General features: G+C 45.7%; 20 protein-coding genes and 1 pseudogene. 14 read left to right on the top strand and 7 right to left on the bottom strand.

From position 1 onward, the window contains the following. Positions 1-37: 37 nt before the first annotated feature. From AC3FZD_RS00440 to AC3FZD_RS00460, 5 genes are all read right to left on the bottom strand, one after another. Positions 38-1,897: a two-component system response regulator gene (locus AC3FZD_RS00440; protein ID WP_488738239.1), complete on the bottom strand. Its 1,860-nt coding sequence runs from the start codon at positions 1,895-1,897 to the stop codon at positions 38-40. Further along, positions 1,890-5,084: a hybrid sensor histidine kinase/response regulator gene (locus tag AC3FZD_RS00445; RefSeq protein WP_488738240.1), complete on the bottom strand. Its 3,195-nt coding sequence runs from the start codon at positions 5,082-5,084 to the stop codon at positions 1,890-1,892. The genes AC3FZD_RS00440 and AC3FZD_RS00445 overlap by 8 nt, the downstream gene beginning before the upstream one ends. Positions 5,085-5,292: 208 nt before the next feature. Further along, entirely contained in the window at positions 5,293-8,124 is a 2,832-nt protein-coding gene (locus AC3FZD_RS00450; RefSeq protein ID WP_488738241.1) for a hybrid sensor histidine kinase/response regulator, read from the bottom strand. 116 nt (positions 8,125-8,240) lie between these two features. Next, on the bottom strand, positions 8,241-11,003 hold the full coding sequence (locus AC3FZD_RS00455) for an adenylate/guanylate cyclase domain-containing protein (RefSeq protein WP_488738242.1): 2,763 nt from the start codon (positions 11,001-11,003) through the stop codon (positions 8,241-8,243). A 170-nt stretch (positions 11,004-11,173) separates the two neighbouring features. After that, on the bottom strand, positions 11,174-12,358 hold the full coding sequence (locus AC3FZD_RS00460) for a M20 family metallopeptidase (protein WP_488740416.1): 1,185 nt from the start codon (positions 12,356-12,358) through the stop codon (positions 11,174-11,176). A gap of 125 nt (positions 12,359-12,483) precedes the next feature. Here AC3FZD_RS00460 and AC3FZD_RS00465 point away from each other — a divergent pair. The 10 genes and pseudogenes from AC3FZD_RS00465 to AC3FZD_RS00510 all read left to right on the top strand — a co-directional run. Next, a pseudogene (locus tag AC3FZD_RS00465) lies at positions 12,484-12,591 on the top strand (Uma2 family endonuclease); the annotation flags it as partial. A gap of 74 nt (positions 12,592-12,665) precedes the next feature. Beyond that, a complete protein-coding gene (locus AC3FZD_RS00470; RefSeq protein WP_488738243.1) occupies positions 12,666-13,619 on the top strand; it encodes an NAD(P)H-dependent glycerol-3-phosphate dehydrogenase in 954 nt (317 codons plus the stop codon). A 286-nt stretch (positions 13,620-13,905) separates the two neighbouring features. After that, positions 13,906-14,034, top strand: coding sequence for a hypothetical protein (locus AC3FZD_RS00475; protein ID WP_488738244.1), 129 nt, complete (start codon positions 13,906-13,908; stop codon positions 14,032-14,034). A gap of 184 nt (positions 14,035-14,218) precedes the next feature. Next, on the top strand, positions 14,219-15,481 hold the full coding sequence (gene sigC, locus AC3FZD_RS00480) for an RNA polymerase sigma factor SigC (protein ID WP_488738245.1): 1,263 nt from the start codon (positions 14,219-14,221) through the stop codon (positions 15,479-15,481). A gap of 301 nt (positions 15,482-15,782) precedes the next feature. Further along, complete coding sequence (locus AC3FZD_RS00485; RefSeq protein WP_488738246.1) at positions 15,783-16,835, top strand: ABC transporter ATP-binding protein; 1,053 nt, start codon at positions 15,783-15,785, stop codon at positions 16,833-16,835. Positions 16,836-16,892: 57 nt separating this feature from the next. Then, positions 16,893-17,078, top strand: a complete 186-nt coding sequence (locus tag AC3FZD_RS00490) for a hypothetical protein (protein WP_488738247.1) — start codon at positions 16,893-16,895, stop codon at positions 17,076-17,078. After that, entirely contained in the window at positions 17,063-17,563 is a 501-nt protein-coding gene (gene coaD, locus AC3FZD_RS00495) for a pantetheine-phosphate adenylyltransferase (protein WP_488738248.1), read from the top strand. Before AC3FZD_RS00490 ends, coaD begins: the two co-directional genes overlap by 16 nt. After that, the gene (locus AC3FZD_RS00500) at positions 17,536-18,180 is read left to right on the top strand and encodes a F0F1 ATP synthase subunit B family protein (RefSeq protein WP_488738249.1); all 645 of its coding nucleotides are present in this window, start codon (positions 17,536-17,538) and stop codon (positions 18,178-18,180) included. The genes coaD and AC3FZD_RS00500 overlap by 28 nt, the downstream gene beginning before the upstream one ends. Positions 18,181-18,211: 31 nt before the next feature. After that, positions 18,212-19,585, top strand: coding sequence for a DUF2157 domain-containing protein (locus AC3FZD_RS00505; RefSeq protein WP_488738250.1), 1,374 nt, complete (start codon positions 18,212-18,214; stop codon positions 19,583-19,585). Positions 19,586-19,740: 155 nt separating this feature from the next. Continuing rightward, positions 19,741-20,367 carry a GDYXXLXY domain-containing protein gene (locus tag AC3FZD_RS00510; protein ID WP_488738251.1) on the top strand — a complete coding sequence of 209 codons (627 nt, stop codon included), beginning with the start codon at positions 19,741-19,743 and terminating at the stop codon, positions 20,365-20,367. Here the strand turns inward: AC3FZD_RS00510 and AC3FZD_RS00515 are convergent. Continuing rightward, entirely contained in the window at positions 20,364-21,089 is a 726-nt protein-coding gene (locus AC3FZD_RS00515; RefSeq protein WP_488738252.1) for a C40 family peptidase, read from the bottom strand. The two genes, AC3FZD_RS00510 and AC3FZD_RS00515, sit on opposite strands and share 4 nt — an antisense overlap. 41 nt (positions 21,090-21,130) lie before the next feature. Continuing rightward, positions 21,131-21,631 (bottom strand): crossover junction endodeoxyribonuclease RuvC, encoded by a 501-nt coding sequence (gene ruvC, locus AC3FZD_RS00520; RefSeq protein WP_488740417.1) that lies wholly within the window; start codon positions 21,629-21,631, stop codon positions 21,131-21,133. Positions 21,632-21,748: 117 nt separating this feature from the next. Here ruvC and AC3FZD_RS00525 point away from each other — a divergent pair, with 117 nt between their 5' ends. The 4 genes from AC3FZD_RS00525 (at position 21,749) to AC3FZD_RS00540 (ending at position 26,556) form a co-directional block, all read left to right on the top strand. Next, entirely contained in the window at positions 21,749-22,300 is a 552-nt protein-coding gene (locus tag AC3FZD_RS00525; protein WP_488738253.1) for a Uma2 family endonuclease, read from the top strand. A 10-nt stretch (positions 22,301-22,310) separates the two neighbouring features. Continuing rightward, positions 22,311-23,534 carry an inorganic phosphate transporter gene (locus tag AC3FZD_RS00530; protein ID WP_488738254.1) on the top strand — a complete coding sequence of 408 codons (1,224 nt, stop codon included), beginning with the start codon at positions 22,311-22,313 and terminating at the stop codon, positions 23,532-23,534. Positions 23,535-23,735: 201 nt separating this feature from the next. Further along, complete coding sequence (locus AC3FZD_RS00535; RefSeq protein ID WP_488738255.1) at positions 23,736-25,034, top strand: DMT family transporter; 1,299 nt, start codon at positions 23,736-23,738, stop codon at positions 25,032-25,034. Between the two features lie 130 nt (positions 25,035-25,164). After that, positions 25,165-26,556, top strand: a complete 1,392-nt coding sequence (locus AC3FZD_RS00540; protein ID WP_488738256.1) for a hypothetical protein — start codon at positions 25,165-25,167, stop codon at positions 26,554-26,556. The last annotated feature ends 5 nt before the right edge of the window (positions 26,557-26,561 follow it).

A 26,561-nucleotide genomic window follows, 5' to 3' on the forward strand; every position in this document is an offset into this window, starting at 1 on the left:
GCACCATGGCCCGTCGCTTAATTGGCGATCGGCCTGATCAAACTGGCCAATGGGGAACTTTAGCTAATAACTCTCCCATAGCTTCCCCATCTAAAGGCCTAGAAATAAAATAGCCTTGTACTTCTTCACACCCCATTTTAGACAGTTGGGCTAGTTGAGAAGCGGTTTCTACACCTTCAGCCGTCACTGTAATATTTAAATGATGGGCTAAAGTAACAATCGCTTCTACAATTTCTGCATTTTCTCCTTGCTCTCCCATACGGCTAATAAATGAGCGATCGATTTTTAAGGTATCAATCGGAAAACGGTGTAAATAACTTAAAGAAGAATAGCCCGTGCCAAAATCATCAATACTGAGCTGAATCGAGCGCTGCTTAAGCTTCTCAAGAGCATTAGTAGCTAATTCTGGATTATCCATAATCGCACTTTCAGTAATCTCTAGCTTAAGGTTTTTACTGTCAAATGTTGTCCTTAATAAAATGCGATCGATTTGATCGATCAAAGTCGATTGATTAAATTGTTTAACTGACAAATTGACACTCATTTTTACATCTGGGTTAATCCAGCTTTGTTTGTGCCAAGACTCAAACTGAGTACAAGCTTCTTGCAATACCCATAGCCCAATGGGGACAATTAATCCCGTTTCTTCAGCAATGGGAATAAATGCACCAGGTGAAATAGATCCCTGTTGGGGATGTTGCCAACGAATCAAGGCTTCAAACCCAGAAATATAGCCCGTTTTCATCGAAATAATGGGCTGATAGTAAAGCACAAATTCTTGATTTTCGATCGCTAATCTTAAATCGGTTTCGATCTGAAATCTTTTTTGGGTATTTTGACGCATAAAAGCATCAAAAACTTGATAGCTTTTATGGCTACCTTTAGCCCCATACATAGCAATATCTGCATCCCGCAAAAGTTGCTCCGGCTCTTGATAGTCAGGGGTACTAAAAACAATGCCAATGCTGGCATTTAAGAAAATTTCTTGTTGATTCCAATGAAAGGGCCAAGTTAAAGAATTTTGAATTTTTTGTGCCAGATTAATAGCAATTTGAATATCTTCGATGCGATCGATCATAATAGCAAATTCATCGCCGCCAAACCGAGCTAAAACCTCACTCGATCGCAAACAAGATTGTAAACGACGGGCAACGGAAATTAACACATGATCGCCCACTAAATGACCTAGAGAGTCATTGACCATCTTAAAACGATCGCAATCCATAAATAAAATGGCAAACTTATAGGTTTGATCGGATTTAAAACGCTCTAAAGCTTGAATCAGACAATCCATAAACCAGACTCGGTTTGGTAGTCCCGTGAGGGCATCATGGGATGCCATATGGAGCAATTTTTGCTGAATTTTCTGTCGCTCTGAGATTTCCGATTCTAATTTTTTATTGGCACTAATTAATTTTTGATTCATGTCTTGCAGTTGCTCTGTCCGCACCTGCACGCGGTGTTCTAGCTCACTATTGAGCTTAGTGATTTCTGCCTTAGCTTGGGTAAGGGCTAGTTGATTTTCTATGCGGGCAATCACTTCTTCCAGATGAAAGGGTTTAGTGATATAATCAATGCCCCCTACTTCAAAGGCTTTGACTTTATCAATAACATCATCTAAAGCACTCAAGAAAATAACCGGAATATCTTTAGTGATCGGATCGGACTTGAGGTGTTTACACACTTGATAGCCATCCATATCTGGCATTTTTATATCTAACAAAATTAAATCTGGAGGAATCGTTTTAGCCGCAGTAATCGCCATTTGACCATTAGTCACCCCTCGTACTTTATAGCCTTCTTCGATCAAGCTATTGGATAACAGACGTAAATTATTGAGCGTATCATCGACAATTAATAAATTCCCCTTAGAGGAGATTTGACCAGGGCTATTCATGGTTAAAATTACACTGAGCTATTTTCATAATTCGATCGAAACAAAACTGATCCACTAAACTAGCGATCGCCTTCTTTACTGTTCCATAGTCTTCTGGCAATTGAGCTAAGAGTTGATCTACACCCTCCGCATCCGCTCCCGCAGCGCAATGATAAAGTTGGATCGCCCAATCTTTAGAAACCCCTTCCAGATCGCTCCCTTCCAGTAGATTATCTGCTAAAGTTAAGTGAATATTGGCAACAGTAGTTACACTGTCAATAGGCCCATACAGATAACGAACGCCGAGATACTTTGCTATGGTCTCAAAAATAGCGCTCTCTTGGAAGGGTGTCACGATCCAATCATCACATTCAGAAGAGCGATCGCACCCTGCATCAGTAACAGGATGACTCGTTAAACCAATAATGATTGTCCCGTGATTCCCCAAGAATTGACGAATCACCTGTATGACACTAGATCCATCCATCACCGACATTTCCATATCCATCCAAATTAAATGGGGTTTCCAAGACTCGCATACCTCAACTGCTTCCCGTCCATTACATGCTTCGCACACCTCAAAGCCAACAGAACTGAGTAACTTCACTAATAATTGTCGCATTTCCCATACATCTTCAGCTACCAGAATACGATAGGTTGGTTGACCGGGAACCAAACCGATGACGGGTAAAGAGCCGGGTAAAGGGGAAACTTCCGTCGGCTCAACTGCCTCAAAAGGTAGATCGAACCAAAAGCGAGCGCCTCCAGAACTCGGACAACTGACGTAAATTTTCCCGCCCATTAATTGTACAAATTTCTGACTAATGGATAATCCTAAACCGGTTCCTTCTCCTGACTGACGACCTAAGTTAGTTTGTACAAAGGGTTCAAAAATTCTATATCTTTCTTTGAGAGGAATTCCTGGCCCTGTGTCTTCAACTTCAAAACATAATCGCTTAGGCTTAGAGGCTTGACTAACTTTCAAGGTTACTTGACCCTCTGGGGTGAATTTAATAGCATTATTTAATAAATTGATTAAAACTTGACTTAATCTCCCTTCATCTCCCTCGATCCATTCTGGTACACCATTTTCCCAAAAAACATCCATTTTCAATCCTTTTTTATGTGCTTTAAAGCTAAACATTTTTTTGATAACTAACAGCATTTTATGCAAATTAAATTCATAGATGCTTATGGATAGTTCACCGGATTCTATCTTGGATAAATCTAGAATATCATTAATTAAAGACAACAAATGGGCCGCCGAATTATTAATAATACTTAAAAATTCTTTTTGTTCAGGAGCCATAGCCGATCGCGAGAGCAATTGAGTAAACCCCAAAATAGCATTTAAGGGGGTGCGTAGTTCATGACTCATATTAGCTAAAAACTCGCTTTTAGCCTGATTGGCTGCATCGGCAGCTTCTTTGGCTTGTTGCATCTCAGCTTTAGCTTGTAAGGCTTGAATAATCTGTTGAGATTTTTGCTCAATTTCATTAACAGATTCTGCTTGCTTGATAGCAATTCCCAGTTGTTTGCCTAAGCGTACCATCGCCTTGATTTCCCAGGGCTTCCAAGAGCGGGAATTGGTTGTTTGATAAGCGGCCAATAAACCCCAAAATCGATCGCCTTGTAAAATGGGCGCAATTAAATAAGACCGAATTTGATGGCGCTGAAAAAATCGCAAATAACAGGACGGGAATCCGCGAGAGAAAATATCATTAGCCACATAACTTTCGGATACATTATTTTGCTCGATCTGTATCTTTAAAAAACAATCACTCAGGTGTTCAGTGAACTCTTGATAAGCATAAGAAAGCTTCACTAAAGAGCGCTGATCTTGCCCTAAAGACTCGGCTACAAATTGACCACTCCAATCAGAATTAAACCGGTAGACAACCGTGCGATCGCACTTCAATAACTGTCTGGCCTCGTAAGTGACTGTGGTAAAAATCGTATCTACATCCAGAAATGCCCTGGTTTTATCCACTACTATATCCACCGCCCGCTCAGTCTCCGCTTGCTGCTGCAACTGCCGTTGAATTTCCTTTTCCCTCTCCTGGGTTGCCTCTTGCAGTGCCACTTCCATCTGCTTACGCTCCTGAATATCAGAAACGACCCCGATTAACTGAGTGGGTTCTCCTATCCAATCTCGTATAATTGACACCGCTATATACACCCATTGCACCTGCCCATCTTTACGGAGATAGCGCTTTTCTAAGTTATAGGTCTGACTATTACTGCTTAAGAGGTCTTGAATATAGAGTTCCTCAATCTCCAAGTCCTCTGGATGGGTTAATTGGCGAAAGGTCATAGTAAGTAACTCAGCTTCGCTATATCCTAACAACTGACAAAACCGTTGATTCACCTGCACCAATTGCCCTGAAGTTCCGCTCAAGGCAATTCCCACAGCAGCTTGATCGAAAATGGCCTGTAATCGTTCTTCGCGCTCCCATAAACTTAACTGAGCCTGTCGCCGTTCGCTAATGTCCCGCAAAGACACCACTAAGGCTTCTACTCCATCCCATTGCACTGGAGCTACGCTAATTTCGCTCACCCCTAACACCTCTCCCCCATGGGTGATTTCAATTTCTGCGGTTTGCCCAACCACCATGGGTAATCCCAAGGGATAATCGATTAATTCAGACAGAGGTTTGTGGAGAATTTTCTCGGCTGATGGATTAGCAAATAAGACTTTTCCTTGCTGGTCAACAATCATCATGCCATCGGAGGTACTATTAACCAGGGTTTGCCATCGAGCTTCAACTTCCCGCAATTGCTCTGTGGTTTTTTTGTAGGAGGTTAGCACTTGTGTAAAGAGAATAATACCCCCAACTTCTCCAGAATAATTATACCAAGGGTGAATTTTCCAACTGACCCAATCAACAGAGCCATCAGCCCGATAAAAGGGGTCTTCTTCACACTCTTGGATATGCCCGGTTAAGCAGTGTTGATGAATGTCTTTCCACTGTTGGGGAATCTCTGGAAAAACTGCGTAGTGAGACTTGCCGATGATGTCTGTCTCTTGTAAGTTATATATCTCCAGCCATTGCTGGGAGACATAGAGATAGTGCATCTGACGATCGAAAATGGCGATCGCTCCTGGAGTATATCGCACTAATAACTGTAATAACTCTTCTTGAACCTTGAGCTTCTGCCACTTTAGTCTGAGATAACCATAACCCGCGATCGGCAGACCACCGATCATAATCATGCCTAGATTACCAATAACTAAGCAAAGATTACACCCCAATCCTGCATCTAATTGGCTCAATGGGCAATCATCCGAAGATGACTTGACCGGCAAACATCCCACGGCAACAGTCAATCCTAGAATCAGCAGCAGACTAGAAACCCACCCCAGCACCTTTAGCCTTATATACTCTTGAATCTTCCCCCGCTTCATTGTCCCCTACCTAAGTTCTCGACACTTGATTATTGAGTCGCAATGCTTCTTGAGAGACTTCTACCAGTTGTTCAAACTGAAACTGATTGACGCAAGTGGTCAAGCTCTGACGTAACGGCATCTCTTCTGCCGACAGATGCTCAAGAAGCTGCAAAATTTGCTCGCCATCAGCTCCTGCCGCAAAATGCTGCAATTGTTCCAGCCATGCATGGGGCATCATTGCCAATTGGAAGGGATGAATTTTCCCTGCTTCTCCAGAAACATTGGGGACTTCTTCCAGGGTTTCATACAGATAATTAACCCCAAGAAAGTGCTTCATTTTCTCCCAAATCACCGACTCGCGAAAGGGTTTACGCACAAAATCATCGCATCCAGAAGAGAGAACTAAGGCTTTTTCTTCCTCAAATACGCTGGCCGTCAGGGCAATAATGACCGTGGCTTGGCCATGAAGATGTTTTTTAATATACTCAGTTGCCGCATAACCATCCAAGACAGGCATTCGCATATCCATCAAAATTAAGTGGGGTTGCCAATTTTCCCAGACTTCAATCGCCTCTTGACCATTTTCAGCCTCTTGCACCTCAAATCCCAAAGGGCCCAGCAATTGTAATAAGAGTTGCCGATTGCTCCAGCGATCGTCAACTACTAAAATGCGATAGGTCGGTTGACCCGGAACTAAGCCGATGACCCTCTGAAAGCTATCACTGCACTCAATACTAAGATTTTCTGCTAATGCAACAGTAATCTCAAATTCAAATCGGGTTCCGATGGGCGAGTTAGCAACCGGGAGCGGTTGGGGTGGGTCGTTGACTTGGGCAAAAGCTGGGGTAAATTGATATCCTTGACTGATGGCGGTTATCTGCCCTCCCATCAATCGGACAAACTGATGAGTAACCGTCAGACCTAATCCAGTTCCCTGTTGAGATCTGCGCCCAGACTGGGTTTGGACAAAGGGGATAAATAGGCTAGAGAGTTCTTCTGGCTCAACACCAATGCCAGTGTCTTCCACTTCAAAGTGGAGGTGATGGGGGTGATTTCCGGGTTTGATCCGTAAAATAACTGAACCCTCAAAGGTGAACTTAATAGCATTGCTGAGGAGGTTAACCAGGACTTGGCGCAGTTTGCCTTCATCGGTGCGAATATAGGTAGGCAGATTGGGATCGAGGTTGATTTCTAAGGTAATCCCTTTGACTCTGGCTTTGAGGGCAAATAATTCTTGTACGGTTTCGACCAGATGTTTCAGGTCAAAGTCGTTGACATTCAGTTGCTGATGACCCGCTTCTATTTTCGACATTTCCAGGACTTCGTTAATCAGTCCGAGCAGGTATTCGCTGGCACGATGAATGATATTCAGGTATTCCTTTTGTTGAGAGTTTTGATGGCTGTTTCGCAACATCAGTTGGGTAAAGCCGATAATGGCATTTAGGGGGGTTCTGAACTCATGGCTCATGTTGGCCAGGAATTGACTTTTGGCTTGATTGGCTTGTTCTGCTGCTTGTTTGGCTTGTTCGAGTTCCAGGGTGCGCTCTTGCACTCGCTGTTCTAGAGTGTTTAAGGAGTCTTGAAGCTGTCGAGACATTTGGTTAAAGGAGTTGGAGAGCTGCTCTATTTCTCGAATGCCAGTTATGTTCATGGGAGATACTTCAGGGGAGGAAAGGGTATCCAGTTTTCCTTGGGCAATGGCTTCACTCGCTCCTGCTAGGCTTAAAATGGGGCGGGTAATCCAATCGGCGGTGAGAATTCCTATACCTATAGCTACTATGAGGGAAATGGCACATAAGGCGATGGTGGCACGGGTATTGGCTTCTATTTGGGTCATAAAGTCGGATTCAGGGACAACGACCACAATCAGCCAATCCAGACCATAGCCATCTTGATAGGGCATTACTTGTACAAATTGATGGTCTTTCTGGATATAAAAGTCGAGTTGTTGAGCTTGTTGGATTTGCTCTAACGAGCCTAGAGATTGTAATAAATGATTGGTGGTCGCTTGAATGATGGGATCTTTGCATTGGCTGCCCTGAATCCGTTGGGCGATTCCGTTTTTAATCGCAAAGGGTTGGGGTAAGCTAGAACTAGCGACTAATTCTCCAGAGCGCTCTAAAATGAAGGTTTGCCCTGATTCCCCGATTTTGAGGGTAGCCAGAAATTCACTGATTTGACTGAGAAAAAAGTTATTGCCTAAGACTCCAATCAGGTTGCCTGCACTATCCCGGATAGCGACACTGGCGGGGATAGCCATGCGAGGATAGGCATGGTAGGTAAAGATGGGGCCCCAGACTTCTCCTTCTGTTTGCAGGGCGGCTTTATACCAGGGGCGATCGTGTATGGGAAAATTAGGGGTTTCGTTGATCAATTGAGCCGGAAGATTTTGGTCGTTGAGTAAATGAAATTGAATACTGCCTCCAGTTTCTTTTCCCGCTCTCATCAGTTGCAGTTGATGATCTGTTCCACGGGAGATGCCAATAAATTCGTTTTGCTGGCTACCAAAAAATACGGAATCAATTTGATCGAACCGTTGCAGTTGTTTCAGAAAATGGTTTTGTAATTGGGGAAAATTTTCGATCTGTAAATATCCTAGTTCCACGGCATCTAGAGTGACATGATTCACTTGATGGGGAACGGTCAGATATTCAGAGAGTTTTTGATCGATCCGTTGACTGACTTCATAGCGTAAGTGGGTGGCTACTTCATTAACTGCTTTTTTGCCATAGCGTACAGAAAACCATCCCGTCAAACTGACTACCATGACCATCTGAACGACAAACGGGATAATCAGCAACAACTTCAAGGGAATCTTGGCATTGAGATCCCAGCTATTTTGAGGATGTAAAACAGCCATAAAAGTTTATAAAAAATTAACAAACTGAAAAAAAATAAAGGGAGATTAAAAAACGTTCACCCAAAAAAAATATAGGGATCAATCACTATGGAGGCAAAATTTACGGATATCTGAGTTTATTGACCTAACAGCCAATAAGTAAACATTTCTCCTTTGCCTTTAACTTCTATTTTACCCCGTTCGTGAAAATGGTAGGTGTTTCTTAACAATTCATAGGTTTGATGGGTCACCTGAATTCGTCCCGGTTCCCCTTGAGACTCCATCCGGGAAGCGACATTTACGGCATCTCCCCAAAGATCGTAAATGAATTTGCGCGTGCCAATGACCCCAGCAACAACGGGGCCGGTATTAATGCCAATCCGAATTTGGAAGGGTTGATTAAAGGGAGTTTGAAACTGACGGATAAGGCTTTGCATTTCTAGGGCCATATCGGCGATCGCCTCAGCATGATCTGGGCGGGGTAGGGGTAGTCCTCCAGCGACCATATAGGCATCGCCAATGGTTTTAATTTTCTCTAAGTTATATTTTTCGCAAAGATGGTCAAACTGAGAAAAGATGCGATTGAGTAATTCAACTAATTCATGGGCACTCAGATGACTAGAGAGGGGCGTAAATCCGACTAAATCGGCAAATAAGATGGTGACGGACTGGAATTGTTCGGCAATGACGACTCCGACTTGCTGATGGCTGAAGTCATTCTGTTTGAGTTGTTCGGCGATGGGTTGAGGTAAAATATTTAAAAGCAGTTGTTCGGATTTGGCTTGTTCAAGTCGTAGGGCATCTTCGGCATTTTTGCGTAAGGTAATATCTTCAATTACGCCTAATAAGCCAATGACTCGATCGTTGGTGTCATGGATAGGAATTTTACTAATATCAAGCCAAATGGGTTCGCCGTCTTTTCCGGGTTTTACTTTTTTGGCGATCATGTGTAGCTGGGGGGTATCGCTGGCCATAATTTCTCGGTCTTTAGCGCGAAATTCATCAGCCAGATGGGCTGGTAATAAGTCATAATCGGTTTTGCCCATGATGAATTCTGGGCTGTCTAATCCGGCGGCTTTTGACCAATTCCGATTGCAGCCTAAAAAGACACAATCGGTATCTTTCCAGAAGACTTGTTGGGGAATATTATCTAAAATGAGGCGTAAATATTGCTGTTGTTCGTGTAAGGCTAAGACGGCTCTATGGCGATCGCTGATATCATAGGCGGCATAGAGAATACAAGGATGTTGATTCCATTGGATTTTTGCCCCAGATAACAAAATGGTTTTAATTTCCCCAGAGGCGGTTTTCAGTTCGACTTGCTGATGGTGTAGGGTTCCCTGGGTTTCTATGACTTGGACTAAGCGCTGATGCTCTTGAGGATTGACCCAAAATTGGTGTTCGGTTTCTCGATGGTGAAGCAGGTTTTCTAGGGAATAGCCGAGGATTTCACAAAAGCTATCATTAACTTCGAGTAAACAGCCATCGGCGATCACACTGATAAAGAGGGGATGAGGACTTAAGCGAAACGCGGTTTGAAAATGCTCCTGAGCTTGTTCTAAAGCCTTGGTGCGCTCTTGGACTTGAAGCTCTAAATTTTGATTCATTTCTTCCCAAGCTTGGAAAGAGATATTGAGTTGATAAACCATCTGATTAAAGCCTTGGGCAAGTTGGTCTAATTCTTTAATCCGTCCCCCGTAAATTTTGGGTGCTGTTTCTCCCTTCGCGATCGCCTTGACTCCTTGACTCAGTTGGAATATGGGGCGAGAGATCCAGCGACAGATGACTAAACCCAAGCCTAAAGCACCAATTAAGGCGACGGTACAGAGGGCGATCGTGCTGCGGGTATTGGCGTTAATTTGGGCCATAAAATCGGCTTCAGGAATAATCACCACCACCACCCAATCGAGTCCCCTTAAATAGTCTTCTGAGGGTTGCAGATTATCGCTAACGGTGGTTACATCAATAAAGTAGCGTTCTCCCTCCCACTTCATCATCAGCTCTTGATGTTCTTCTAGGGAGGCTAAAGCGGCGATCTGTTTGGCAGCTTGCACAATTAAGGGATTTTGACTTTCAGAGGCTTTAATCCGTTGACGACCTTCTGGAGCCTCAATAAAGGGCAATTCAGGAGTAGAAGTAGCCACCAGTTTACCCGATCGCTCCATAACAAAGGCTTCGCCGGTGGCGCTAATGTCTAAACTGGCTAAAAAATGACTAATTTGGGTGAGGGTATAATCTACACCCAAAACCCCTTGAAGGTCTCCTCGATCGTCGTAGAGGGGTAAAACGGGGGTAATGCCCAAATCTTCGGAAGCGGAAAAGAGATAAATGGGCGACCAAGTGGCGGTTTTGGCCTGGACTGCGGCTTGATACCAGGGCCGGGTACGGGGATCGTATTCGGCACTGCGGATCAGTCGATCGGTGGAGTTTCCTTGTGCATCTAAGTGATAGATATTGCGGTTTGGGGCGCTATGGCGATCGCGACGATACAAGCGGAGGGTGGGATCGCGATTGACCATGATAAAGTCGCCTTGGGTGTTGCCATAATAGAGCGATCGCACCCAGGGATGGATTTGTACTTGTTGCCAAAAGTAGGGTATAGCCTGATCAAAGTCGTCAGGATCAAAACGTTGGGAGGCGATCGCCGCTTCATTCATCTTCAGAAATAAATGGGGGGTATCCGCGAAGCGCTTCAGATGTTCTTGGATGCGATGGGTGACTTCCCCACTGAGACGAGTCGCCAATTGATTGACGGATTTTTGACCATTACGAAAGGACAAATAACCAATTAATCCCACCACTAAACCCAATTCCAGCACAAAGGGAACCACCAACAGAAAGCGTAAAGACAAGGTTGAATGGCTTTTGAAGGGAAGAGAAAAGGGTTGTTTGGTGGACATAATGATTGCCCTAGGGACTAACCATATCATACTCATCCCTTGAGAAGACTCGCTCTGACTTCCATCACTCCCTAGAGGAGAGTTTAAGATCGCTAAGTTTCTAATTTCCGTAAAAACTCGCAGAGCTGCTCCCCAGTCATTTCAGTCTCCTTGATATCGGCCAGGCTGCACTATCTTGACGATTTTTGCCAGTATAGGGCGGCTGTATAGGCTAAGGTAATGACACCAACAGCAATAGCGCTCTCATCGACTTCAAATTTGGGATGATGAAGGGGATAATTGGTTTTATGGGCATGGCCGACTCCTAAACGAAACATGCTACCAGGAGCATGATCTAAATAGAGGGAAAAATCCTCAGCACCCAGAGAGGGTTCAAGCAGATTAATGACGCGATCGCTCCCAAATGCTTCTTTAGCGGCTTTTTCGATTAACTTGGTAATTTTCATATCATTCTGCACCGAAGGAACCAAGCGGCGATAGCTAAACTCATAGGTCGCCCCATAACAGTCGCAAATACTCTTAACAATCCCTTCAATCCATTGCGGTAACTGGGCGCTGGTTTCGGGATGGAGCGATCGCACCGTTCCCGTTAATTGTACGCGATCGGCAATCACATTATGGGCCCGCCCCCCACTAATTTGACCAAACGACAACACCACCGGACGCAAGGGATTTTGGGTGCGACTAATCGCTTGTTGCAAACTGGTAATCACCTGGGCCGCAATCCAAATCGCATCCTTGGCTTCATGAGGCCTCGCCCCATGGCCCGATTCTCCCATAATCGTCAATTCGATTTCATCAGCCGCCGCCGTCAAAGCTCCATAGCGCACCCCAATTGAGCCAGCAGGGATAGTCGGATAGACATGAACTCCTAAAATGGCCTGAACATCCTCCATCACCCCTTCCTCGACCATCCAGCCCGCGCCTTTGGCAATTTCTTCGGCGGGTTGAAAAATAAATCGTACTGTACCGGGTAGGGGGATGCCCAACTCAGATAAGACCATCGCCGTACCTAACCCTAACGTAGTATGCACATCATGGCCGCAGGCGTGCATCACTCCCGTTTGCCGAGAGGCAAATTCTAAATCCGTCGATTCATGAATCGGCAACGCATCCATATCAGTACGGATGGCTAAACATCCAGTTCCGGTTTCTGCTCCTAGTAATTCGCCAATTACCCCGGTTTTGCCCACTTCTTCTTTAACATGCAATCCTGCCGAAGATAACACCCCCGCAACATAGGCGGCTGTTTGCCGTTCTTGACCGCTCAGTTCGGGATGAGCATGGAGATGGCGGCGAATTTCAATCAGTCGGGGAGCAATGCGAGCAGTCAGGTCTTGGATTTCAGAGAGCATAGTGAGAGAATAAACCGGTGTTAGATAATTTGCCATAGTTAAACCGTAAATCAACAGATCGAGAAAATTCAAGTCTCACTATTGGGCAAAGTTGATGATTTCATGACAAGTCACCGTTTACTGCGCTGAAGATCTTCACCGCCGAGGGTGAATTGGTTTTGACACCGGAAGAAGGAGCCGATCGCCTAGCCGCTAAACTGCGCGAACTCAACATCGACCCTGATAGTATCTAATCTATTTTCTAGCTTTTCATGGGTCAGATAGGGCAGGGTGATAGATCAATAGAAAACCCTAGTGTAAATAACCCATGACTTCTCAACGATCATCCTCTTTCTCTTCAGATCCCGCTATCTCCATCGCCCTGATTGGCGGTGGAGTATGGGGGCAAACCCTAGCCCAACTGGCCCGAGATCGCCACCATCAAGTCAAAATCTGGTCTCGTCGCGGCGATCTCACCCTCCCGGAAGCCCTTGCGGGTGCTTCTCTGGTTCTCAGCGCTGTGTCCATGAAAGGGGTAAAACCGGTGGTTGAGCAAGTGCAAGCCTGTGGACTGGAGCCTTCTACCGTCATCGTCACCGTCACCAAAGGCCTCGATCCGAGCGATCGCATTACCCCCTCCCAACTTTGGCACAAAGCCTTTCCTCACCACAGCGTCGTTGTTTTAGCCGGCCCCAACCTCTCCAAAGAAATCGATCAAGGTCTCCCTGCTGCCACCACCGTTGCCAGTCAAAACCCCCAAGCCGCCCAATGGGTGCAGCAGGTCTTCTCCTCCTCCCGGTTTCGCGTCTATACCAACGATGACCCCCTAGGGGTCGAGTTGGGAGGAACCTTAAAAAATGTATTGGCGATCGCCGCCGGAGTCTGTGACGGACTACACCTGGGAACCAACGCCAAAGCCGCCTTACTCACCAGGGGCTTAACCGAAATGATCCGCATTGGCACTCATTGGGGAGCCAAACCCGAAACCTTCTATGGACTCTCCGGTTTAGGAGACCTGCTCGCCACCTGCAATAGTCCCCTGAGCCGTAACTATCAGGTGGGTTATCAACTCGCCCAAGAAAAACCCCTATGGGAAATTCTCGACCATCTCGAAGGAACCGCCGAAGGCATTAATACGACAGAGGTTTTAGTCCAACTGGCCCAAACTCATCGCATTCCTATCCCCATCTGTACCCAAGTTGATTTATTGCTGCAAGGAAAAATCAGCCCCCATCAGGCTGTTTATGCCCTGATGTTAAGAGATATTAAGCCGGAATCCTGATTAGAGAGCCTGAAATTAGAAGAAAGACAACCTGGGTCACAACCTGGCGACCCCAATCTGGCTATGGTTTTCACACTTGTGAACATCTTTCGATCTGAAAATACTTAGTGATAAAGATTAATGCGGCCTTTGACCCAAGTCACTTCCCTTGAGGTAACCTCTATCTATAGTTAAGGTAGACTTGCAAAAAACATAGGATACGCAGTAAGCAAGATAAACCAATCAGGGTGCAGGATCTCATAGTCCATCTGAATTGATTCCACTAATAAAAAAACATGAAAACTCGTTGACTGACGGCGGCAAACCCATAAAAACGGCTGAACGGTTAGAAACCAGCAAGCACAAATCCCTTACCCTAACTCCTGAGTGGTTAGAGAAACTGAACTCTTCTGAGGCTGGCCCCCAGTCTGGCTGAGATACTTGAAAGTCCAGTTAACTCCATCCCAACTCAGAAAACTGAATTAAGTTGATGAAATCACAGGCCGATAGATTTCTAAAAATAATCTAAAGATTCTGTAATTCATCACTCCATTGGGGAACCCTAATCGAATGGGAACCCTGTAACTGCTTCCCTTTCATGACTTGGAGCAACTGAGACGATGACTACGCCAGTAACTGCTTTTGGACTAAACCCTGAATATGATGAATCATCACCCTCTAGCTACGAGCTAGAACCCTCCGAAGACTTCCCTTCCCAAGAAGAATTGACCTCCCCAGAGGTCATGGCTGAATTGGAAATGGAGTCTACCTCCCGTAACCAGTCCACCTCAGTCAACCGTCGGACAACGGATTTAGTCCGGTTGTATCTCCAAGAAATTGGCAGAGTCCACTTGCTCGGTCGCGATGAGGAAGTTTCAGAAGCTCAAAAAGTTCAGCGCCATATTCAACTGATCGAACTGCGAAATAAAGCTGGAGAATCAGAGACAGGGCCCATTCGAGAGTATGTGCGGTTAATGGAAATTCGCGATCGCCTAACTTCCCAGCTTGGCCATCGGCCCAGTTGGGAGCGCTGGGCGGAAGTTTCCCAAACAGATGTGGCAGCCCTCAAATCGGCTTTAGTTGAAGGAAAACGTCATTGGGCTGAATTAGCCGGATTGACCGTGACTGAGTTAGAGGAAATTCAATCAGCCGGGATTAAATCGAAAGACCACATGATTAAGGCCAACTTGCGCTTGGTGGTCTCAGTGGCTAAAAAATACCAAAATCGGGGCTTGGAGTTGCTGGATTTGGTTCAAGAAGGAACCTTGGGACTAGAGCGGGCAGTGGAAAAATTTGACCCCACTAAGGGTTATCGCTTTAGTACCTATGCTTACTGGTGGATTCGCCAAGGGATTACACGGGCGATCGCCACCCAAAGCCGCACCATCCGCCTACCCGTCCACATTACGGAAAAACTCAATAAGATCAAAAAAGCCCAACGTAAACTTGCCCAAGATAAGGGACGCACCCCCACTATTGAAGATTTAGGGGTAGAGCTGGATATGACCCCCGCCCAAATTCGAGAGGTGCTGTTGCGCGTTCCCCGCTCCGTATCCCTAGAAACCAAAGTCGGTAAAGATAAAGATACGGAACTCGGCGAACTTCTGGAAACAGACAGCATTTCTCCAGAAGAATCCTTAATGCGGGAATCCTTGCAACAAGACCTGCGCCATCTGATGGCTGATTTAACCAGTCGGGAACGGGATGTGATTCAAATGCGTTTTGGCCTCGGTGATGGTCATCCCTATTCCCTGGCGGAAATTGGCCGCGCTTTAGAGCTTTCTCGCGAGCGCGTGCGGCAAATTGAAGCTAAAGCCTTACAAAAGCTACGCCAACCCAAACGCCGTAACCGAGTTCGGGATTATCTCGAATCCCTCAGTTAAGGATCTTCCTGTCTTAGAGCGGGTCAGGTCGTCAGTAAATGGATCTCGAACCAGCCGGGAAATGTCTTTCCGGCTTTTTCTTTTGCAGGATATTGACAATAATTTTCAATAAGTTTATAGTAACTCTTGGTGTTCTCCGAGTAAAGATTCGACAGAGAAGAGTAAGGTGTCTTCTTCTCTGTCATCTGTTCCTTTCAGGGAAGGTCTAGGTCTAGTAAACTAAGAACTCTTCTCAAAAGATACCCAAAATTATGCTAGTGTAATAGCGGTTTTAGTCGATTGAACGGTTGAAGGACAAAGCATGTCACAGTTGGTGGTGTTGAACCTAGAAGAGGTGAGCAAGCAATTCGATCCCAAGCGAGTACCTGTAGTCAATCAGGTGAGTTTCACCTTAAAGCAAGGAGATATTTTAGGATTGGTGGGGCCTTCAGGATGTGGTAAAACTACCTTACTGAGGTTGATTGCTGGATTTGAGCAACCGGTTGGGGGCAAGATTGAGTTACTGGGACAAGAGGTGGCAACCCCGCATTTTTCCGTACCTCCAGAGAAGCGAGATGTGGGCATTGTGTTTCAGGATTATGCCCTATTTCCCCATCTGACCGTGGCAGAAAATATTACCTTTGGCTTAAAGCATCGTCGCCGATTCAGCAAAGGGAGTATGGAAAAACGACTTCAGGAGGCGATCGCCCTCGTCAGCTTAGAAGGACTACAAAATCGCTATCCTCACCAACTCTCTGGAGGACAACAACAACGAGTCGCCCTAGCTCGCGCTCTCGCACCAGAACCCACCCTAATCCTCTTAGACGAACCCCTGAGTAACCTTGATATTCAAGTACGGGTGCGTCTGCGCTCCGAAATTCGCCGCATCCTCAAAGCCAGTGGCTTATCAGCTATTTTTGTTACCCATGACCAAGAAGAAGCCCTTTCTATCTGTGATTGGGTGGGAGTGATGCAAAATGGAGAACTCGAACAAATTGGCCCTCCAGAGCTGATTTACCGCAACCCCCAAACTCGGTTTGTAGCCGAATTTGTTACTCAAGCCAATTTTATCCCGGCTCGTCGTAATGGTTCCCAATGGGATACGGAAATCGGGTCATTTTTCGTACCAAACTCAGACCCCTTAGAGCAGGGCGATTTAATGATTCGTGAGGAAGACCTTCAGCTCAAACCGGATGAAAACGGAATCGCGAAAATTGGCGATCGCCAATTTCTCGGTCGCGAACATCGTTATACTTTACACACCCTATCTGGACTGGAACTGAAAGCGAGAAGCCATACCCTTCACCCCCTACCCATCGGCGCAAAAGTCAACCTACAAGTGATGGCTAAAACCTGGCAAATCTTCCCTAGATAAGTTAATGTGCAATTTAACCTATTCAAACGTTATCGATTATAATCGGTTTCTGAGATTTTGAACGCCTTGCGATCGGCAGAAGCAACCGGTTTGGTAGTGTTTTGGGTTAATAGTTACATCTCTGGCTCTACTTCATCTGTTGGACTCGTTGAACCAAGAATTCCCGTCTCCAAGGGAGGGGAGAGTGTCAAAATCTTGATGTCCTTTATTGATGCGATCGCCAATTTATGGCTTTACCCTTAACTGCCATTTACCCAGGAAGCTTTGATCCCATAACCTTGGGACACTTAGACATTATTGAAAGAGGTTGTCCCTTATTCCACCAGGTTATTGTGGTTATCATGGTTAACCCCAACAAAAATCCTCTATTTTCAGTCTCTAAGCGCATCAGTCAGATCCAAAAAGCGACTGAACACTTAACTAACATCAAAGTTGACAGTTTTGATGGTCTGACCGTAAACTATGCTAAAATGCAACACGCCCAAGTATTATTGAGGGGTCTAAGAGTAGTATCAGATTTTGAAAAAGAACTCCAAATGGCCCACACCAACAAAACCCTCCTAGACGAAATCGAAACAGTGTTTTTGGCAACGTCTACCGAATATGGCTTTCTGAGTAGTAGTCTGGTTAAAGAAATTGCCAAATTTGGCGCTTCCGTCGATCACCTAGTTCCCCATCACGTTGCCCTAGATATCTATCAATGCTACAACAAGACCCCTCCTCCATAAACTCAGAACGTGAAAGCATCTCCCAACCGCAGGGCGAAACTTCTGTCAACGGAACCCATGGACTCAATGCTAAACCAGAAGTGGATATTCAAGAGGAATTAGAGCGCCTCAAGGAAATGATTTTGATGAGTACCCAGATTCCTTGGACAAAGTATACGGTTGTCGATGAAGACCAGTTATTAGATCAAATTGAGTTAATTCAGTTTCATTTACCCAAGGTCTTTGAGCAAGCGGTGACTTTGGTGAGTAACCGAGATGAAATTATGCTCAAAGCAAAACGGTATGCCCAGGATCTCATTAGTGCGGCTGAACAACAAGCTAGTGAAATTTTAGACGAAATGAGCTTAGTGCAGCAAGCGGAACAGGAGGCGCAAGTAATTTGGCAACAAACTCTACAGGAGTGCCAAAAGACCAAAGAAAATTTACTTGCTGAGTTGCAGGAGCTAGAAAAGCAATCTACAGAAGATTTAGAGAGTCAACGGCAGAAAATCCTAGAAGAGTGCGAAATGATTCAAAAAGGAGCCGATCGCTATGCAGATGGGGTTTTACAGGATCTTGAAGGGCGTTTAGGGGAAATGTTGCGAGTCGTTCGTAATGGCCGTGAGCAGCTCCAGTGAGTTCACTCAACTGAGAAAATAAAGTAGTTTTATGGCCGAAAAATTTCGTCGTCAACTGCGCCAAGAGGCGGGAATTTGGAAATCGGAAGGGTTGATTTCTGATGAAATTTATACCCAATTATCCGATCGCTATCAATTCGATCGCCTGGAAGAAGCTGCGAGTAACCGGTTTATCGCCGTGTTGGTGGGATTAGGGGCGGTATTATTGGGCTTGGGGGCGATCACCTTTGTGGCTGCGAATTGGCAAGGCTGGCCGCGATCGCTCAAAATCACCCTCTTACTGCTCAGTTTAATCACATCCCACAGTCTGGGGTTTTACTTATGGCGCTTTCCTAGCGATCGCTGGCAACATCGATTTGGCCAAGGCTTATTGCTTTTAGGTAGCCTACTCCTGGGGGCAAACCTGGGATTAATGTCCCAAATGTTTCACCTAGATGGCCCCATTTATCAACTCTATTTAATTTGGGGATTGGGAGTAACCGGTTTAGCCATTAGTCTGCGAACAACCCTTTTAGGCTCCGTTTCCCTCGTATTAATGGCTCTTGCCTATGGATCGAGTCTAGAGGATTGGTTAACTCCAGGGGGATTACCCGGAGTTGCCGGAGTTTTGCAACATGCCCCTTTAATTACAGGTGTCGTCGGCATTATTTTAGCCCGTTGGTGGAATTCACGGGTGATTTTTAGCTTAATGATGGTGGCGTTTATTCCCACTGTATGGATACAATTGGCGGCGATCGGCGTGTGGACAGTTCCCGTTGTCGTCAAAGTCGTATTAGGACTAACTTTGCTACCCGCCTTTCTGTGGAGTTATGACGATCGCGCGATCGCCTTTGGCAACTTCGATCATCCCCCCTTTCAACCCATTGCCCGTAGACTCGCCCTATTACTGATTGCCCTGCAATTATACCTGTTCTCCTTCCATGGATGGTGGAATGACTGGGGTAATTGGGAAAATATTGATCAAACCCTAGGGGGATGGGACTTAAGCCTCGATATTTTAGCCTTAGTGGGGCTAACCCTATGGCAGTGGTTTCAACTGGCTCAATCTCGGCGATCTGGCGATCGCTGGCGCTTAGAGAGCGCTAGTCTTCTCATCTTAAACCTACTCGCCATCACTGCCGCTCTCTTCCTCTGGCATAGTCTCATCTACCCCTTACCTATTTTTGCTCCCCTGATCATTAACATCCAAATCTTTCTACTCGCCATCACCTTTATTCGTCGGGGATTAAAATGGGGCAACCGCTTAGGATTTTGGAGTGGATTAGTCTTACTCACCGGGCAAATTATCAGCCGCATGTTAGAGTACGATACAGGATTACTATTAAAATCAATCGTCTTTATCCTCTGCGGATTAGGCGTAATGGCAGCCGGATTCTGGTTTGAGAAACAACACAAAAACACTTGAAATACAGCAGTTTTCGCGCTTTATGTGAGACATTAATAGCGGTTTTTATAGATCGCTAGAATACCTCACTCGCCCTGATTTTACTCCCCCCATTCCCCCATTCCCCCATTCCCCCATTCCCCCATTCCCCCATTCCCCCATTCCCCCATTCCCCCATGTCTCCCTCTACCTTTTTTCAACCTCTAAAAACCTCCCTAGAACGCGCTCAAATACGGTGGTGGCGCTTAATTCTGCCCTTGGCAATTCAGGTGGGTTTAGTCATAGCTATTCCCGGTCAGGCATTCTACACTAGGGTTACCGGAAAAACCGTCATTTTGCAAACCCAACCCGTCGATCCCTATGATTTGTTACGGGGTTATTCCCAAACCCTGAGTTATGATATTTCTCGTTGGGAAACCTTGCAAAGTCTTCCCGGATGGGATCAGTTATCTGCTACACCCAACCAACTCAGTCGCGAATTTTATCTCATTTTGGAACAACCGCAAGCCAAGACTCAGGGAGAACTCCCTAAACCTTGGAAAGCCATTTCAGTGAGTGCTAATTTACCCAACAATTTACCCTCAAATCAAATCGCATTAAGGGGAAGAGTCAATCAAGGGCAATTGGTTTATGGGTTGGAAACCTATTACATGCCAGAAGATCAAAGGCAGAAAATTAATGATGAAATTAACTTAGCGCAACAACAGGAAAATCAACCGTTTGTGGTAGAAATTAAAGTCGATCATCGAGGGCGATCGGTAACCACTGCCTTATGTATCAACTCATCTTGTTATCGATTTTAAGAATAGAGCGGACAAGCAAATTTAGATTCTGGATTGCCCGTACTCAGGTATGGGGCGATCACTCGACCAACTCCGCAAAAAAGGGTCGCGTAATATTGGCTAATGGCATCAGATTCAGAAGATAAACTATCGATGCCAATGCCATTGCGTCCACGATCTTTGCCCGAACTATGAATATATTGATGATTTCCTAAATATAGGGCTACATGGGTAATGCGCTTTCCAGAGGAAAAAAATAGTAGATCTCCTGGCGCGGCTTCTTCAAGGGATATGGGTTGGGTAAAGTGATGCTGTTGATAGGAGTCTCTCGGTAACCAGATGCCGACAGAGGCAAAAGCGGCTTGCATTAATCCAGAACAATCGTAATTGGGGGGAAGGGTTCCTCCCCAGAGATAGTGATTGGGTTGATTCATGGCATCTTGGGTGTAGGCAATAATGCGATCGAGCCGTTTTTCGATTTCGATGCGGGAGATGGGGTGCGGTTGATAGGGAGCTAGGGCAATATCGATTTTATCTAAGTCGTTTAAGGATAGCCAGCAGGGATAATCATCTTCGGAGAGGAGGATGGGAAGGGCGTTATTTTGGGGAGATCCGAGGAGGTGAAACTGGCGATCGCCAGTAGCCTGAGTCGCCAATGCTTTAGTTTCGCAAGAATTGTATAAATCCACAGGGCCACAAAATTGATAAGCTTGGTTCGTGGTCAGTTCTTCAAGAGCGATCATAAGGGTTAATTGTTAATTGTTAATTGTTAATTGTTAATTGTTCATGGTTCATTGAATTGGCAAAACCAGGCGGTTAGGGCGATCGCCAAAGCATCAGCCGCATCATCCGGTTTAGGAATCTCTTCTAGGGCTAACTCTAGCATTACCGATTCTTGGACTTCCTCCTTATCAGCCCTACCATATCCCGTCAGAGTTTGCTTGACTTGGGCGGGAGTATATTCAACCATAGGAATCTGGTGTTGAGCCAAAACCAGGAGCAGCACCCCTCGCGCTTGAGCCACCAAAATCGTATTACCCATACGATAGAAAAACAGCTTTTCGATCGCCGCCAAATCCGGCTGCCACTGGGTAACAATGGCTTGCAGGTCATCATAAAGCGTACAGAGGCGATCGCCCACCGCTTGCGAACTGGGGGTCGTAATTACCCCAAAATCCAACGGCTTCAATCGCTCCTCTTGGGTGTCCTCACATTGCTCGCAGTCTAGAATACCAAACCCCAAACGGGCCAAACCTGGATCTAACCCTAAAATCCGTTTTTGGATCATCATCAATCTCTCTCTGCTCTAAACCTTCAATGGATTTACTCTGACTTGTTCTACTGGCCTTCTATGTTGCTACAATCAGCTCACTGTCTCCCCTCATTATGGAGATCTTAATTTATGTCTCTAACCGTTGAAGACCTAGAAAAACTGCAAACCCAATTAACTGATGCCCATCTGGACTATCAGACAGAATTAGTTGATGGTAAAATTATTATCATGGGATTATCCGATTATATTTCCGAAGAAATTATTGCTCGCTTAATCACCTTTCTGAATATATGGGTACTCCCCCGCAAATTAGGTCGAGTGACTGGTTCTTCCGCCGGGTTTCGCCTACCCGATGGAACTCTGCGCGGCCCCGATGTGTCCTTTGTTCCGGCTCAAAAAATGCGTCAAGCCCCCCGTGCATTTGCTGAGATTGTACCGGATTTAGCCATAGAAGTCAGGTCAGCCTCAGACAATATTAAACCCTTGGTAGAGAAACTGGAGAAATTCCTGGAATTAGGCTCTCAAGTCGGCATTTTAGTTGACCCTAAAAATTTGACGGTGACGGTTTATCGTCCTAATCGTGAATCTCTGGTTCTCACCAATGATGATACCCTGACCATTCCGGAACTCTTACCCGGTTGGGAACTGGCGATCGCCGAAATTTGGCCTCCCGTGTTTTAGGATGAGCTGAATGGATTTACTCTTACCTGTTCTACTCGCCTTCTACGTGGCTTGCAATTTGGGCGCGAATGATGTAGCCAATTCCATGGGAACCTCCGTCGGCTCAAAAGCCATTACCCTCACCCAAGCCGTTATCATTGCCGGTATTTTGGAATTTACAGGAGCCGTCTGGTTTGGGGGGCGAGTCTCCCAAACCTTAGCCAGGGACTTAATTCATTTAGAAGAATTTGCTCCCAATCTCCAACTTCTATTTTTAGGCATGGTTTCCGTACTCCTGGCCTGTGGTTTGTGGTTACAAATTGCCACCAGTTTCGGACTCCCGGTCTCCTCATCCCATGCCATTGTGGGAGCAATCGCCGGATTCAGTGGCGTAGCCATCGGCCCAGAAGCCATTGATTGGTCTACCCTAGGGCGTATTTCCCTCATTTGGATTATTACCCCACTCATCAGTGGCAGCCTGGCTATGGTCTTTTATCATCACCTCAAAGCCTGGATTTTAGACCACCCTCAAGCCAGGTTGAGAGTGCAAGAATGGATTCCCTGGATTTGTACCGGTTTATTCAGTATCTTTGGGGCGATCGTCTTACCTACCCTCTTTTCCCATTTCTCCATTCCCCATATTCCTAACCATACTGCCATGATTGGTACAGCAGCCCTAGGAACTCTGGCCCTAACGGTTCTCAGTTGGTATCGCTTTGGCCAAGATCGACCCCTAGAGAGCATTTTTGCCCAATTTCAGGTCGTCAGCGCCTGTTTTGTCGCCTTTGCCCATGGATCGAACGATGTGGGCAATGCGATTGCCCCCTTAGCCATCATTAGCCAAATTCGAGAGGGTGATATTCTGATTCCTGGAAACTTCCAAGTCCCCATCTGGAGTTTAGTTGTTGGGGCTTTGGGTATCGTCTTCGGACTCGCCATTTGGGGAAAAAACGTAATTTCTACCGTCGGGGAAAACATTACCCCCCTCAAACCCAGTGGCGGATTTTGTGCCGAAATTGCCACAGCCACCACCATTTTACTCGCCTCTCGATTTGGCTTTCCCGTCTCCACCTCCCATGCTCTGGTGGGTGCAGTTGTCGGGATCGGACTGGTGCAGCGATCGCCCTCTTCCCCTCTAGAATTCAAGACCCTTAGAGAAATTGCCCTAGTTTGGGCGATCACCCTTCCCCTCACTGCTAGTATAAGTGCTACTATCTTGGCAATAGTTCGCCTGTTTTCGGCTTCGCCGACATGAATGGGCATAAACAGCCCACAGATTACTTCCCCTGTGTGCGACTCCTGGGTGCAGTGACGGGTTCTTGATTAAAAGGGTTAAATTCCTAGCAAAAATCCTCCGTTCTCTCCCTGGGATCGATATGTTTCAAGCAAAATTAAGCCTTATTCCATCTGGAAAGTGGCTTAAACCCCTAGCCGTCCTCATTCAAGAGAACCTCAAATGGACAATACGGACTCAAGAGATTCTAAGGCGAGAAATGCCGAAGAAACCTTAAGGAAAGTCAACCAAGACCTGAAAAAGCTACAAGAGTTAGCCCATCAACTGAGTCAGGATGGGCAGCTCCTGGGCGATCGCAGTGCTAAATTGCTAGAAGAAATTAGAACTCTAGAAGATTTAGCCCATCGTTTGCGATCGCAAATTGAGAGCCAACCTGCCGAATTCGATCCGATCCCTACTCCGCCTACGCCTTTTACCCAGGAGAACGCGATCGATCCTCCTGCCCCAGTTACACCCAAATCCAACCCGCAGCCCAAAGAAGGACAAGTAGTAACAGGATTATTTCTAGCCTTTTTATCGGCTTGCGTCCTTTCCTTATTCAACGTCACCCTCAAGATTTTATTAAAAATTTCCCCCGAACCCCGAATGGTGTTAGGGATATTGCCCGTCGATGGGTTGATTAGCCCAGGGTTAGGCAATTCATTGCTGATCCTATTCTTGCGAACAATAGTGGTGATGTTAACCTTTCCCATCTTGGCCACATTTCTCTATCCTTCCGTTTGGTCAGACCTGAAGCGCCTTATTGAGTCCCATGATTACGAACAAATGCTCAAGGTCGTCGGCAGTGGGTTCTTCCTATTTTTGTCCCAAGTCTTTATTTATATTGCCATTGGTAATATTCCCACCGGGATTGCCATCACCATTTTCTTCATCTATCCCATTGTCACCGTGTTTGCCTCCTGGGCCCTATTCGGTGATCGCCCCAACCTCTCACGCTTTGTTGCCATGGCTGTGATCACGGCTGGGGGCATCATGGCCCTGCCCCAAGGTGATGTTGAAGGCAATACACTCGGTATTGCTGCTGCGGTGGGTTCTGGGGTTACCTTTGCCGGTTACGTGCTGTTAGTGGGCATGGGAACTAAGAAATTACACCCCATTCCCTTTACCCTAGTCTCCTTTGCCGCCATTTTTGTCTTTTCAGGTATTTCCCTGATGTTCCCCCTACCAGAAGGTTTGGGTGTGGTTATTCAACCCGGTACTCAAGCGGGTCTGCTGATTGGCGGGACAATTTTGGGTATTCTTACCCTCGGCAGTTACTTACTCAATAACTTTGCCATTCGCTTTGCTGGGCCCGCTTTGGCCTCCATTGTCGGAGCCAGTGGCCCAGCCTTGACGGCTCTATTTGGCCTATTCTTGATTGCTGAAGCCCTGAAAACTCAGCAATGGATAGGTTTAGGCTTGGTTACCCTAGGCGTGTTAGGGATGAGCTTAGAACGGATGTTGGCTCCCAAAAAACCCTAAAATGGGAAAATCCAGGAGAATTTACGGATGGGAGAAGCGGTGAAATTTTCGGTGGCTTCCTCCCACCTCTCCCATCTTATGTGCATAATGATAATTACTAATTGGATCGACGAAAGGTGCAGAGGTCTCCATGAGTCTTGAAAATGACCAAAAACAATGTTTAGAAAAGCTCGTTTGGGCGATCGATCAGTTAAACGTTGCGGTTGAGCCAAGTAAGCTTTCCGATATTGCTGACCTGATTGTGCAAACGATGACGGGGCCTTGGCGATATTTTCATACCCCAGAGCATATTTTTGAAGTTGGGGGAAATGAGGATGCGATCGAAGTTTTGGCTGCCCTATTTCACGATGTGGTGTATGTGCAAGTTGATAAAAGTGTAAATTTCAACTTAAGTTACTATATTAGTCCCTTTATTCGTCAGGTAGGAGAAGACCTAATTATCCTAGAACGGGAGAAGTTACCCAAAGATGAGATGTTTGAAATGGTTTTGGATTTATTTAACTTCCAAGCCGGACAAAAATTGTCTCCCATGACGGGACAAAACGAATTTCTCAGTGCCCTAGTTGCTGCTAAAGTCTATGAGGATTTCCTCAGTCCGGGTCTAATTCTGCAAATTATTGCCTGTATTGAAGCCACTATTCCCTTTCGCTCTAAAACTCCAGAAGGGTTAAATAGTAGTGAAGTATTATACAAAAGATTACAGGAAGTTAACGAAAAATATCAAGCCGGACTCACGGAACAAGAAATGATCGAAACGATGTATAGCTCGGTACGCATGTCTAACCGTGATGTGGGCAGTTTTGCTTATGAAAGTGCGGCTCGGTTTTTGGATGGAACCTGGAATTTATTGCCAGAAACGAACCATCACCTAAAAAACTCCAATTCCTATACGGTGAGCCAATATCGCACCGCCTTACAGAAAATGGAAGGTTTCATGAACTTCTTGAAACCGGAAATCATTTTCCATGAGTTTCGCAATGTGCCTGAGCCTTCAGAGTATAAGCTGTTGATTGAGCGATCGCAACGGAATATGGATGTCGGTCGTCTCTATCTCGGTACAAAGCTCCTCTCCATTGCCTTCCTAGAAGCCCTATCCTTGCAATTTGGTAAAAACATCCCCATTTCTACCATGATGGGTGAAATGCGTACCGAGGGCAGCGTGGGAGTCGTCTTAGAAGAATTGCTCCCCCCAGTCGCGAATCCCCATCAACCCGGAAATGAGCTAGAAAAAGAAGTTCTCACCCTCCTAGAAAAAGGACGCTTAAAAGATTCATCCTATGACCTGAAAAATTCCCCCTTGAGTACCTTTATGGTTAAATCTATGGGATTCGATCAGATTCGGGAACTCACCATTCAGGCTAAAGCCTTTTTTAAAGGAGAACTAAAAGGCTCTGACTTTTTAACCCAGTTTCCCTCAGATGTGCTGCAAATTGTGATTGAAAAACTTTTAGAGTTATTTGAAGCACGGAAAACTGCCTTGCGAGCCGCCCTTCCAGAAGCCGAAGTTTTACCCGTTCGCTGATAGAT

Source organism: Roseofilum sp. KMC-1 (assembly GCF_057802075.1).

Excerpts from the sequence above, each read along its gene's own strand:
- AC3FZD_RS00440 (WP_488738239.1), bottom strand. The coding sequence starts at position 1,897 with ATGAATAGCCCTGGTCAAATCTCCTCTAAGGGGAATTTATTAATTGTC.
- AC3FZD_RS00445 (WP_488738240.1), bottom strand. The coding sequence starts at position 5,084 with ATGATCGGTGGTCTGCCGATCGCGGGTTATGGTTATCTCAGACTAAAG.
- AC3FZD_RS00450 (WP_488738241.1), bottom strand. The coding sequence starts at position 8,124 with ATGGCTGTTTTACATCCTCAAAATAGCTGGGATCTCAATGCCAAGATT.
- AC3FZD_RS00455 (WP_488738242.1), bottom strand. The coding sequence starts at position 11,003 with ATGTCCACCAAACAACCCTTTTCTCTTCCCTTCAAAAGCCATTCAACC.
- AC3FZD_RS00460 (WP_488740416.1), bottom strand. The coding sequence starts at position 12,358 with ATGCTCTCTGAAATCCAAGACCTGACTGCTCGCATTGCTCCCCGACTG.
- AC3FZD_RS00470 (WP_488738243.1), top strand. The coding sequence starts at position 12,666 with ATGACTTCTCAACGATCATCCTCTTTCTCTTCAGATCCCGCTATCTCC.
- sigC (WP_488738245.1), top strand. The coding sequence starts at position 14,219 with ATGACTACGCCAGTAACTGCTTTTGGACTAAACCCTGAATATGATGAA.
- AC3FZD_RS00485 (WP_488738246.1), top strand. The coding sequence starts at position 15,783 with ATGTCACAGTTGGTGGTGTTGAACCTAGAAGAGGTGAGCAAGCAATTC.
- coaD (WP_488738248.1), top strand. The coding sequence starts at position 17,063 with ATGGCTTTACCCTTAACTGCCATTTACCCAGGAAGCTTTGATCCCATA.
- AC3FZD_RS00500 (WP_488738249.1), top strand. The coding sequence starts at position 17,536 with ATGCTACAACAAGACCCCTCCTCCATAAACTCAGAACGTGAAAGCATC.
- AC3FZD_RS00505 (WP_488738250.1), top strand. The coding sequence starts at position 18,212 with ATGGCCGAAAAATTTCGTCGTCAACTGCGCCAAGAGGCGGGAATTTGG.
- AC3FZD_RS00510 (WP_488738251.1), top strand. The coding sequence starts at position 19,741 with ATGTCTCCCTCTACCTTTTTTCAACCTCTAAAAACCTCCCTAGAACGC.
- AC3FZD_RS00515 (WP_488738252.1), bottom strand. The coding sequence starts at position 21,089 with ATGATCGCTCTTGAAGAACTGACCACGAACCAAGCTTATCAATTTTGT.
- AC3FZD_RS00525 (WP_488738253.1), top strand. The coding sequence starts at position 21,749 with ATGTCTCTAACCGTTGAAGACCTAGAAAAACTGCAAACCCAATTAACT.
- AC3FZD_RS00530 (WP_488738254.1), top strand. The coding sequence starts at position 22,311 with ATGGATTTACTCTTACCTGTTCTACTCGCCTTCTACGTGGCTTGCAAT.
- AC3FZD_RS00535 (WP_488738255.1), top strand. The coding sequence starts at position 23,736 with ATGGACAATACGGACTCAAGAGATTCTAAGGCGAGAAATGCCGAAGAA.
- AC3FZD_RS00540 (WP_488738256.1), top strand. The coding sequence starts at position 25,165 with ATGAGTCTTGAAAATGACCAAAAACAATGTTTAGAAAAGCTCGTTTGG.